13 protein-coding genes are annotated in these 11,698 nt (G+C 35.3%); 9 read left to right on the forward strand and 4 right to left on the reverse strand.

Going from position 1 to position 11,698, the window contains the following annotated elements; translation table 11 throughout:
* Window positions 1–33: 33 nt before the first annotated feature.
* Window positions 34–816, forward strand: a complete 783-nt coding sequence (locus M899_RS08895; protein WP_021271030.1) for a transglycosylase SLT domain-containing protein — start codon at window positions 34–36, stop codon at window positions 814–816.
* Between the two features lie 144 nt (window positions 817–960).
* Here the strand turns inward: M899_RS08895 and M899_RS08900 are convergent, their stop codons facing one another.
* The 3 genes from M899_RS08900 to M899_RS08910 form a co-directional block, all read right to left on the reverse strand.
* Window positions 961–1,311, reverse strand: a complete 351-nt coding sequence (locus M899_RS08900; RefSeq protein ID WP_021271038.1) for a hypothetical protein — start codon at window positions 1,309–1,311, stop codon at window positions 961–963.
* Between the two features lie 12 nt (window positions 1,312–1,323).
* On the reverse strand, window positions 1,324–2,322 hold the full coding sequence (locus M899_RS08905) for a VOC family protein (protein WP_021271031.1): 999 nt from the start codon (window positions 2,320–2,322) through the stop codon (window positions 1,324–1,326).
* Window positions 2,323–2,389: 67 nt separating this feature from the next.
* Entirely contained in the window at window positions 2,390–3,994 is a 1,605-nt protein-coding gene (locus M899_RS08910; protein WP_021271103.1) for a methyl-accepting chemotaxis protein, read from the reverse strand.
* Window positions 3,995–4,096: 102 nt separating this feature from the next.
* On the opposite strand from M899_RS08910, the gene M899_RS08915 reads away from it, so the two are divergent.
* The 6 genes from M899_RS08915 (at window position 4,097) to M899_RS18380 (ending at window position 8,398) form a co-directional block, all read left to right on the forward strand.
* Window positions 4,097–4,447, forward strand: coding sequence for a response regulator transcription factor (locus M899_RS08915; protein WP_021271041.1), 351 nt, complete (start codon window positions 4,097–4,099; stop codon window positions 4,445–4,447).
* Window positions 4,448–4,523: 76 nt separating this feature from the next.
* Window positions 4,524–5,459 carry an ATPase, T2SS/T4P/T4SS family gene (locus tag M899_RS08920; protein WP_021271089.1) on the forward strand — a complete coding sequence of 312 codons (936 nt, stop codon included), beginning with the start codon at window positions 4,524–4,526 and terminating at the stop codon, window positions 5,457–5,459.
* Window positions 5,460–5,556: 97 nt separating this feature from the next.
* A complete protein-coding gene (locus tag M899_RS08925; protein ID WP_021271029.1) occupies window positions 5,557–6,690 on the forward strand; it encodes a hypothetical protein in 1,134 nt (377 codons plus the stop codon).
* Window positions 6,691–6,700: 10 nt separating this feature from the next.
* Complete coding sequence (locus tag M899_RS08930; protein WP_021271073.1) at window positions 6,701–7,306, forward strand: DUF6151 family protein; 606 nt, start codon at window positions 6,701–6,703, stop codon at window positions 7,304–7,306.
* Complete coding sequence (locus M899_RS08935; RefSeq protein WP_021271115.1) at window positions 7,290–8,228, forward strand: GNAT family N-acetyltransferase; 939 nt, start codon at window positions 7,290–7,292, stop codon at window positions 8,226–8,228. Before M899_RS08930 ends, M899_RS08935 begins: the two co-directional genes overlap by 17 nt.
* A 26-nt stretch (window positions 8,229–8,254) precedes the next feature.
* Window positions 8,255–8,398 (forward strand): hypothetical protein, encoded by a 144-nt coding sequence (locus M899_RS18380; protein WP_021271037.1) that lies wholly within the window; start codon window positions 8,255–8,257, stop codon window positions 8,396–8,398.
* Window positions 8,399–8,425: 27 nt separating this feature from the next.
* On the opposite strand, the gene M899_RS08940 is transcribed toward M899_RS18380, so the two are convergent.
* Window positions 8,426–9,397 carry an alpha/beta hydrolase family protein gene (locus M899_RS08940; protein ID WP_021271024.1) on the reverse strand — a complete coding sequence of 324 codons (972 nt, stop codon included), beginning with the start codon at window positions 9,395–9,397 and terminating at the stop codon, window positions 8,426–8,428.
* Between the two features lie 148 nt (window positions 9,398–9,545).
* Between M899_RS08940 and M899_RS08945 the strand changes: the two genes are divergently transcribed.
* Window positions 9,546–10,427 (forward strand): AraC family transcriptional regulator, encoded by an 882-nt coding sequence (locus M899_RS08945; RefSeq protein WP_021271102.1) that lies wholly within the window; start codon window positions 9,546–9,548, stop codon window positions 10,425–10,427.
* Window positions 10,428–10,458: 31 nt separating this feature from the next.
* Window positions 10,459–11,583, forward strand: coding sequence for a CapA family protein (locus M899_RS08950; protein ID WP_021271061.1), 1,125 nt, complete (start codon window positions 10,459–10,461; stop codon window positions 11,581–11,583).
* Window positions 11,584–11,698 lie beyond the last annotated feature (115 nt).

Genomic DNA, 11,698 nt, shown 5'->3' on the forward strand with positions numbered 1-11,698 from the left:
CCTTCCCCTAGTTAAATTTTTCTGGGGGGGAAAATGAAACCAACAACTTATCTAGTCCTGGCCTTGGCCAGTTTCTTGGCCATTAATGCCTCAGCAAAGAATAGTATTTTTGATAAAGGGTATTGGTTATCCCCAGCATCTATTGTTAAAGATTTTACACTTCTTCGCATGAAACCTGAGATTAATCAGCTTTCTAAGCATATTAAAAAAATCAATTCCTCACTTTCAAAAAAAGAGACCGATGCAATTGCTACAGATATCTTAGAAGTTTGTGATTGTTTCAAAATTGATCCTTGGTTATTTACAGGATTAATCCAAAAGGAATCTTCTTTCAGACAAGAGGTATCAAGTCCTACAGGTGCTGTAGGGTTAACCCAATTCACTTCACTAGGACTTAAAGAGGTAAATGATCAACTTGGAATGAGGGGCCGCAAGGGTGCCCATTTTAAAAGTATTAGTTACTTCAATTCGAAAATTAAGGAATGTGTAGATCCAACTTGGACTCATTTATGGGACAAGGTTTCAGTTAAGCAAGATGATCCTGAATTCTACAATGCTCTCAAAACGGAAATTAAAAATGATATTCGTGTGGCGATCACTTATGGAGCCGTTTTGTTAAAGACCTATGTCGCAAGAGTAGATGATCGAGCAGAAGATAAAAAAATTAAGCTGCAAAAAAGTGAAATTTATTATGATGCTCTTCAAATCTATAATGGTGAAGAAGGAGACGCAAAGGTCAATTACGCTAAAAAAGTATTTAAGAATATGAACCAAGTATATCCTAAGGACTTGAATTTTCCCTTCTTGAATAATTGATATTCTCTATTGAGTCATAGATTTAATAGATTGGGGCCGAGACCAGAAAATGGTCATAATAAATTAAGCCAAGGTTCACATCACTTTGGCATCTCGTAAAACTCTCTCTTTACTTGGGCCCCAGATTTCTGGGGCCTTTGCTTTTTAGCGATCGCTACAAGTTAGAATATAAGTGATATATGGTGTAACGTAAGAAAGACGTAGATTTCCGTTTTTATCAAGGCTACCTTTTGAAAGATTGCCAGTTGTATAATCTGGGCCAAGAGTAATCATACTTGTAATATCTTGTCCGTGAACAGTTACAGAGTAGTAGGCCTCATCAATATCAAGTGCATATTTCGAAAGCTCGGGGCCTTGCATAATCGTTTCTAACAGTGTTTTTTGGACAACCACACCATCAGGTGTAGTAACTCTTTTTTCTCCGTTGCAAACAAGTGCATGGGCCGAAGTCATCGTGAAAATAGTCATCAACACTAGAGTTTTAATTAACTTCATCAAATTTTCCTTTTAATTGAAGTCGAGAGTTGAAAATTGATTTACCAAGTCTTTATCACTTAACTTCTGTAGAGTGATTAAGTCTTCGTATGGTGATTTGAGATTAAGGAGTTGGCCAAAAGCAACTTCTGTCTTTACACCATTGGATTTCAACTCAATGATACGTTTTTTGAATGATTGAGGTAAAACTTTTAAAAGTCTGCCTTCTATAAGCATATGAAGATTTGCATTCTGTTGTAAAGTCTGAATATTCTGACAAAATAATTCAATTGGTAAATTTTTAAAATTAAAGTTGATGACAGATGATTCTAGATTTTGATGTTGAGCTCTTCTCATCGAAAAACCATCGTGATGAGAAAAATGGGATTTAACTTCGTTCTCAAAATAGCTTAAGTCAGTTGAGGTAAAAAGAATATCGAGATCGGAATCTTTAACAGCAATATCGATTGGAAAAGTTCCTGAAACTTGTGGTGAGAATTGTTTAAATTTTGATAACACTTGAGAATTTTCAAGAAACTCATTTATAAGTTCATTTTTTTCGACATTAATGACTGATTCAAGAGATTGATTATGAAACTTAATGGCCATGTCACCAAAATTAATTTCAAGCTCAGGGTTAAATGATTTCTCAAGTCCCTTCGTCTCAATATTAAGATGAGAATATCTTTTAATTAAATCGTCGAAAGTTTCGCTGGTCACAACTTCAATATGCTCGAATCCCTCTTTTGTTATTTTCCCTTTTTTAGGGGCAGGAACTTCAACAAGGTCAATAATATATTCATCGAATAAAATGGGTTCTGAAAGCTTATAGGTTGCAATGAGTCTACCATTGACATCACTTTCAATAAGACATTGTCCGATTGATGAAAAAATTTCTTTAATTTCTTTATAGTTTTCTTCACTGCTTGTACGATAACAAAGATGATCGATTTCAAGATTTTTAATATCTACTTTTTTTTCATTCAGTGTCGCAAAGATTGATTCGAGGAATTGATAGGCCTTTTCTTTCATGATGAACTCTTAGATAATGTTTTTTTTGTGATAACATTATCCAAGAGTATAGTCATTAAAAAGAAGCTTACGATTTAAATTTTTGAATTAAATTTTTGAGCTCGCGTGCTAGTTTTTCAAAATTATTTGATAAGGTAGACAACGATTTTGATGATGCGGTTGCTTTGCTTGTAATGTCCATAATTTGAACGATATTTTGATGGATACTATCAGCAACAGAGCTTTGTTCTGTGGTTGCGATATAGATGTCATTTGAAAGCATACTTGCTTTATTCATCTCTTCAGCGATATTTTGGAAAGAATTGAAAGTATCACTTACTTTTTGATTACCTTTAAGGGCCAAATCCTTTGTTTCATGTGCAGTGCTTGCCGTTTCAGATATTAACTCTTGAATTCGTGACGTAATGTTTTGAATCTTTTGTGTTGAGCTTTTTGTCTCGCTGGCCAGCTCGCCAATTTCTTCTGCAACTACAATAAATCCTTTACCATGAACACCAGCACGAGTGGCCTCGACTGCTGCGTTTATCGATAAATGTTGAGTTTTCATTGTAATATCATTGATCATTGTAAGAACACTTATGATCTCTTTTCCCTCTTTTTCTAGTTCATTCATTTTTCCAGCAACATCTTCAATAGACTTCGTAAGGCTTTCGATATTTTCTTTCGCTGATTGAGCATTGTTTGATCCTTCTTGAACATTGTCATTTGCTCTTTTTGTCGCTTCTTTTGCTAGGGCACTGTGATCAACAACTTGTTTTGATGTTTGTGCCATTTCAGTAATGGCCTGTGCAACAAGGTTGATTTCATCTTGTTGAACACTACTGTTGGCCAGTGTTTCGTTAGAAAGAGATTCTACTTCCTTACTACCGTGAAGAACGTTTTCGGTTTTTTCTGAAACAACTTTGATAGAATGATGAAATCTTTCGAGCATTGTATTTAGCCCTAAAGAGAGAGCAGAGATTTCATCTTTGAAGAAAGATTTCTTCGTTCTTTTTGTAAGATCAAGATTCGTTCCAATTTCTTCTACAATGTTTTTTAAATTAACGACTCTTTTTACGATGAGAATATGTAAAATAAAACCAATCGCCAAAAGGGCCACAAGAAACATGGCGCCCATAAGTTTTGCTGTGAATGTTGTATTTTGAATAATCTTTTTATCGATTTGTGTAAGATCATATGTTATTTTCACGGCCCCGAGAACATCTCCTTCTTTAGCAGAGACGTGGCACTCTAGACAATTTGTCCCTTTATAATTTGAATACGCCTTAAATGGAGTAATAACACTAACAACACGAACACCCTCATTGTTTAAAGCTATTGAAGAATGGGAGGTTCCCTTTAATGCTTCTTTTTCGATCTCATTGGCAGCAGATTCATGGGGAAAACCTTCTCCAAAATCAGCTTTTACAAGATCTCCTCTTATGATTCTTGCTTCAAGAATCTCTTCTTTTGACAGAAATTTTTTCCTAAGAATCTCGCGCTCTTCCATGGAACCAGTAATCATTAATGTGTTTACACTATCAAAGTATTGTTCTGAGAGCGAGTGGGTCTGTGCTTCAATAACTTCTTCAACAAAGGCCTTCTCAGCACTGTAGTTTGTATAAAGTACACTTGCAGTAAGAGAGCTAAAAATAATTATTAATGCTGTTAGAATTTTAAATTGTAATGACATAGACCACCCGTATAATAAATATGTTTATTATAATAAGATGAGTTAATAAAAACTCTTGATTTTGCTCACGGAATTATTTTCCGTACTAAAGGAATCTGTAAAATGGATACGCAAGAAATCTTAATCAGCGAACTTAAGAGATTATCAAAAGAATGTCGTCTGCACAGTCGTAGTGTCAATTCATCGTTTGCATTAATGAGAGTTTCAAACACAATTAACTCTCTTCTTTCATCATTAAATGAAGATTCTATTTCTGATGAAAATCCTCTTTCAAAAAGAGAGACTGAAATTCTCGCCCATGTTTCAAATGGATTTACTAATCGTGAAATCGCAAAGGCCTTGCTTATTTCAGAGAAGACGATTGAGTATCATTTAAAGTCTATCTTTCAAAAAACTCATGCATCTAAAAGGGCCGAAGCTGTGACGAATGCCTTAAAAAACAGATGGTTATAGTCAGATTTAGGGTTCTCCCTAGTTGTGTTTTTTTAGGACTCAGCTAGTATTGTTTAAAACCAACAACGGAGAATTTATGAAAACAATCAATTTAGAAAAAACATTAGGACCACTTTGGAGTTTATTTTCAGATGAATCTGTTTGGGAAATCGTAATTGATTCACCAACTGAAGTTTTCGTTGCAAAAGGAAATGGCGTTATAGAAGAAGTTCGTGTTTTTGAAAATATGTCAGAACTTGATTCCTTGGTTGATAGGGTTACTGAATTTTTAAATATCGAAAAATCAAATCAATCATTCTCAAAACTATTAGATACCTATGCAAAGATCACAGTTGTTCAATCAGGAATCGCACTGAAAGGGCCTGCCATTGTTATTACAAAATTACCAAAAGTAACTCCAACTTTTGATAATTACCTAAGTTGGAATGTCATTGATGATAAAGGTTTAAAAATTATTAAAGACATTCTTGGTTCTCACCAAGGAATACTTCTTGCTGGCAATCAAGGGTGTGGGAAAACAACTCTTTTAAACATTATGTTAAATAATATCCCAATGCCTAATAGAATTGTTACTCTAGAGCGCCATCCTGATCTTATTTTCGACAGAAAAATGGTATGTCGTTTAAGTCCAGAAAATCTAGAAGTAGAATCTATGATTAAGTTGATCGACATGGCGGAAAGTATGAGAGGTGACTATGTTGCTATCTCTGAAATCGTTGGTGGCGAGGCCGGACATTTCATTGAGATGATTAGAAATAATTGTACAGGTATTGCTCTAATTACTGGTGAAAGCGTTCAGGATGCCATTGAAAGACTTGTGACTAAAACAGTTATTTCTTCAAGTGGACTTACTATTGAAGAGGCCCGTTATGCTATTGCTCAGGCCTTCCGTTACCTCGTTTTCCAAGAAAGACTAGAGAATGGATCAAGAAAAATTTCATCAATTGTAGAGTTAAAATATGACGGTGGTGAAATCAATCTGGTTAAACTCTATGGGAACACTTCTAAGTAGTTGAAAATATTCACGTATAAAGTGTCACGCTTTTAACATTTTTACATACTTACGACCTCCTAGTTGAGGTCGTTTTTCGTTGGGTTAATATAGGCCCATGAAACAAACAATCAAATCACTTTTGTGCACTCTCTTTGCGATCTTTTCATTTTTTACGTATGGGGTAGAACTCTCTGTAACAAAAGAAAATAATCTAAAAATCACGGCCAGTACTTGTGACGAAGTTTTATTTCAAAGAGAGGCCATTTGCCAGTGGAAGAAAAATCTCGATCCAAGTTTTGAAATACCTAAAGTTTCTAAAAATGCTTGTGTGAAAAACAAGAACAAGACAAGCATTGTTGTCTCTAAATGTATTCCCGATCTGGTTAAAGAAATTCATCATAAAAAATTAAATAAATCTGGTGCCAATTGCTGGGGTACTGCCCTAGGGTTGCGCGGCCTTTCTCAGACTCCACGCTTTGTCTGGTCAAATGAACTGCAATATTGGCAATCATCACCTCTTTGTCGAAAACTTTCAGTTGGTGAAAGTTTAAGGCCTGGGGATATTATCAATACATATGGGCCTGAATATATTTTTAGAGAAGAAGGTAATGATAAGGGAACTCATTTTTGGAATGCCCTATATCCAAATCGATATACAGTATCTCCTGTAGATAATGGATATTCTGGCTACCACAATCTACTTCATTCGGAGACTTTCATTTCTTATGAAATGACTTTCGGAAAAGATTCCCCTAACTTCGATGATCGCTTTGATTTTCATCAAATGATTGAAGTCTACGGTAGAACCCGTGATAAGGATTGCCAAGAGAATCAGTCTCTAACTCCTCATATGAGAGAAAATCAAAATGAAGCAAAGCGAATAAAAGGGACGAAATGTGATTATATGTCACTGGCCTACCGATGTCAGAGATTTGATTCTTATTTTAATTCGATAGAATTGAGTGACATTGAAAAAGGATTGTGGAGCGAGATTCAAGACCTATTTAAAAAACAGAATACTCTTTTTAAACTTTTAACGATTAAAAATTTTAAATTATCAAACTTTGAAGTGATAAAACTTATTACTTTGTCAGATGAAGTTGCAAGATTAAGCTTGAATGAATTATCAAAAGGGCTACACTTGAGTAAGAATGAAGAAATGCTCTTAACGCTCAGGTATTTCACTGCCTCGGCAATTAGAAAATCACTCGAACTTGCCGATGAGGTTGAACCGACAGAGCCATTGTAAAGGATTATAAATGGATCTAAATTTATCTTGTTCTTGCAATAAAGTTCAAGGACAAATCAAAAATGTAACACCGAAATTAGGTTTGCGAGTTGTTTGTTATTGTGATGATTGTCAAACATACGCACGCTATCTCAATGGACAAAAAAGTGTATTAGATGAAAATGGGGGCACTGAACTCTTACAAGTCCCACAGGCCTACGTTAGTTTTCATAAGGGACAAGATCAAATTGAATGCGTTCAATTATCACCCAAAGGTATTAAACGTTGGTATGCCAAGTGTTGCCATACTCCCATTGGTAATATGCTTCAAAACCCCAGTGTTTCCTTTATTGGTATTCCTGTTGCCTTTATAGATGAAGAACAAATGCGTGATGCAGATAAAACAATTGGACCTGTATGTGCACGACTACAGTTGCGTTTTGCAACGGGCCCAATTAAAGAGAATCATGATGAAAAAGTTCCCTTTGGACATTTGCTGAAAACGATATCGAAACTTTTACAGTGGAAAATAAAAGGTCTTAATCGACCGCATCCTTTCTATGACTTCGAAAGTGAAAGATATATCTATGAGACAAAAATTTTGACAAAAGAAGAGAGAGATGGATTTAGAGCGTGAAGCATTATTAGAAATTTCAAAAATCGATCTTAGTAAGTATTCCTTGGAAGAATTGAGTCTTGATAGAGAGGTCGCACTAAACGCTATTTTTGACGACAGAGTTGAAGAGTTTGAAGATCTTAATAGTGATGAAACTTTGGAGTTTCGTCTCGATTATTTAAAACTTCCAAATGTTAGAAAAGAAGATTACTTAGAAAGAGTGATTGATCTAGGGGAACACAAAAAAGTACTTTGCGGGATTCGACATTTTGGTGGAAACAAAGAAATGTCCTTTGTGTCGCTTGCAACAAATTTTTCATTAGAGTCAAAAGAAGAGGCCTTGCAGATATATGAAATGATTAAAAAACATTTTTCAGTGTTTAGACCCCTGTATTTATCTTTTTATTCAAAGGTAGAGAATATTGCAGATTTCTATGGTTCCATTGATATGGTCTCCCTGGCTTCTCAAATAAAAAAAATCACTCCTTGGCACGGTGAAGATAATCTTGAATTTGAACCAATTACAGATAATTCATTTTATGATTGGTATAAGAAAGGATATGAAGAATTTCATGAGGATCGTAAAGATTTAAAAGCTAAAGTAACAGTAAATAGTCTTGAAGTTATGAAAGGCTCTATTGAAGCATCTCTTATATTTTATGCCTGTATTAATGGCGAGAAAGTGGGGTTAATTGCTGCCGAAAGAAGCGACTATCTTGGACACCCTGGGGTGTATTTTAACGAGATATTTTTGATGAGAAATTGGAAAGGTAAAGGGCTTGCTAAGGCCATGCAAAGAAAGTTTGTGGCAAAGTTTTGCAAAGATAATGAGCTTATTTGGGGCACAATTGATTCTCATAATTTACCTTCGTTTAATACGGCAAAGGCAAATGGTCGAAAACCCATTCGCTATGAATGTTTTATTAATTTAGAGTCGAAGTAATTTATAATCTCTATGAAGGGGATAATATGATCGAACATAAAAAAGACGCGAAATCACTATTCAATATTTGGACTGAAAATCAGCAAAGAACTATAGGGTTTAAAGTCGTACTACTTCTTGGTCTTGTGGCCTTATCTTCTGTTTGGACGTATTTCATATTGATAAAATAAAGGGTCTATTTCTAGACCCTTTTAAAATTACTTCATATGTTTATCAAAAAATGAAATGATCTTTTCAGGATTTCTGCCAAAGTAATTATAACCATCTTTGAATCTCTTTGTTGTATCACGAATCCAAAAAAGTTCTTTCTCTTCACTTCCTAAAAGATCAAATGTTTTTTGCGCATCCACTGGATTTCTTGTCCACTCGTCATCATGAACTTGTACCATAAGAACTGGCATTGTAACTTTTGAAGCAAAAAGCTGAGGAGTCATTTCATCTGCAACGAAAGCACCCATTTTTAATAATTCAAGGTCTATGAGTTCTTGATATTGTCTGACACCATAAATTTCTGAAAAGGCATCAAAAATGGCCGACATTGAGACAACCATTGGGCTACACATACATGAAACGTTTTCAAATAGTTCTGGTTTTCTTGCAATGGCCTCATATTGAGAGTTTCCTCCCATACATTGGCTATACAGACCAACTTTCATTTTACTAAAACGAGGGTGTTTATCGACATATTTTTTTACACCGACACAATCTCTCCATTCCCAACGACCAATCCCTGAAAGACCTCCATTGGCAGCGCCACTGTTACCGTGATTTCTAATATCGTAGGCAATGACATTGTAACCAGCATCTGTAAGGTGTTTCATTTGAATAACAAAATCAATTTCAACAGCATCAAATTGATTCCATGGAGCACCTAAATGACCTGGAAAACCTGCACGGCACATAGGGAGAGCGTGATTGAAAATAATAAGTTTGTTACTTTCTCCACCTTTGGCCGGAATGTACCACCCTTCTAAAGGAACACCGTCATCACTTTGGAAGTAGATATCTTCCCAATCAGTCATTCCATAGTCGTCTGGTGTTTTGTGAAGAACACTTCTTAATGGTTTTACAATATTGGCCAGGGCCATAACTTTTTCGTAATCCTCTGGAGTGATTGTTTCCAGTTGCTCCATTGCTTTTGCCATTCTTTCATTTGATATTCTGCTCATACGTTCATCCTTGTTGATGTTTTCAGTTAACTCTAATTTAATGAAAATCATCGAAAAGGGTTATCAGCATCCTCTTAATATCTTGCCTAAAACTCCAGATATGGGCTAACTTGTATAGTTTTGTGTAAATGTCTGCTATAATGGTCTTATGAAGGATAATATACGAGAAGTTGTTGAAATTATTGAAAACCTTTCTCCTCAAGAAGGTGAAAATAAAACAAAGGTTTCTGGCCTAATTATACGTAAACATTCAAGTGAGCTTATTACTCATAGTGTTTTCAGACCTTTGTTTTGTTTAACTGTTCAAGGTGATAAAGAGGTCGAAATTGGAGGGACCATTTATAATTATGGTTCAGGAGATTATGTACTAGTCTCTGCTGATCTTGCGCTAACTGCGACAATAAGTAATGTGTCTGAAGAAAAACCTTATCTTGGAGTTTTGATAGAACTTGATCCTCTTCTCGTGATTGATGTTTTAAAGGATGTTACTTTTGAAAAACGGTTGAATCCGTCTCCCGAAAGGGCAGTTGTCGTGGATCATGCTGAGGATAGAATTGTCGATGCCATTAAGAGATTACTTCTAACATTGAAAAATGATGAGAATGAATATTTATCAAAACTCTATATTAGAGAAATTATATTCCACCTGCTTTCCAAAGAGAATGGCCATACTCTTTACCAATTAGGATTAATGGGTGGGCAGTTTCAAAAAATTAAAAAATCAATTTCCCTCATACTTAATAATTATAAAGATAAAATAAATATAGAAGATATGGCCAAATTAGCGGCCATGAGTACTTCTTCCTTTCATAAATCGTTTAAAGACGTCACAGGACTTAGTCCAATTCAATATCAGAAAAAAATTAGGCTTATGCAAGCAAGAGCATTAATTACAGGAAGTGGTGAGGATATCTCATCGGTGGCCTTTGAGGTAGGCTATGAAAGCCCTTCTCAATTTAGTCGTGAGTATTTACGACAATTTGGAAAAACTCCAAGCGAAGAAAGAGTGAAATATTTATCGGCCAACTAGCTCATAATTAAATAATCTGTATAGTAACGGGATGAAAAAATACATCCTTATTGCCACTACATTTGCAACTTCTCTAACCTTTGCGAACTCTCAGAAAGATCTCTCTTTCTCTGGAAGTTGTGAAAGTTCAAATAGAGCGACAATTTCTTTTGTTGGCGATATTCTTGTTCACAAGGCGATCTATAAGAGTGTTGCTAAGGGAAGTAAGGATTTTTCAACAATCTGGAATGCTGTAAATCCAATGATCCAAAAGGCCGACTTCAGTGTGGCAAATCTTGAGGGGGCCGCTGCTCTTGGAATTGATTCTAATGGTCGCGATAAAGGTGATGTCGGATTTATCTATGACGGCAAGGTTTATTCTGGTACGAACTTCGTATTTAATTATCACCCAAAAATTGCCAAGGATTTAAAGAAGTCGGGTTATGATCTTATTTCTTTTGCCAACAATCATTCAATGGATAGATTTTCTCTAGGTGTTGATAAAACGCTTGAGGCATTACATGAAGCTGATCTTATAACTTCAGGAGCTAGAAAAACCTATGAAGATGAGAGCAAGCTTTACTCTGTGGTTAATATCGAAGGAATTAACGTGGCCTTCGTTGCATGTACAGAATCATTAAATGGAAGAAGTGATAAAGAGAATCAAATTCTTAATTGCAATAATGGAAGTGTTGAAAAAATTGTAAAAAAATTAAAAGAGTCATCAGAAGTTGATTTTATAACAGTTATGCCTCATTGGGGAATAGAATATAAAACAGAACCAAGTGGTTCTCAGAAAATGTTGGCCCGCAAGTTTGCTGAAGCAGGGGCCGGTGCCGTCATTGGTTCACATCCACATGTTCCACAACCTTGGGAGAAGTACATTACTTCAAAAGGTGAGGAAGCTCTTTTCGTTTATTCTCTTGGAAACTTTGTGGCCTTTCAAAAAGGGCTTAACAATAAAACTGGTCCAATCGTATATCTAAACCTTGTCAAAGATTTAGATAACAAAGCAAAAATATCAGGTGTTGCCTATTCACTGACTCAAAGACAAGGATACTATGTTCTTCCTGTTGGAAAGAATGCAAAAAGCTTTGTTAACAATGGAAAGAAGTTCTATGGGGCAAAGTCGTTTCTTTTACCTGAAGAGCCACTTGCGAAAATTCTTTGTGACTAATACAATTTATGTATGAACACAAAAGTAACATCATTTTTTAAAAAGAATCAGAATTGGAAAGAAGAAAGTATCGCTTTGAGAGAAGTCGTCCTTGAATGTGGGCTTGATGAAGACT

The organism is Bacteriovorax sp. BSW11_IV (genome assembly GCF_000447755.1).
Taxonomy (GTDB): domain Bacteria; phylum Bdellovibrionota; class Bacteriovoracia; order Bacteriovoracales; family Bacteriovoracaceae; genus BSW11-IV.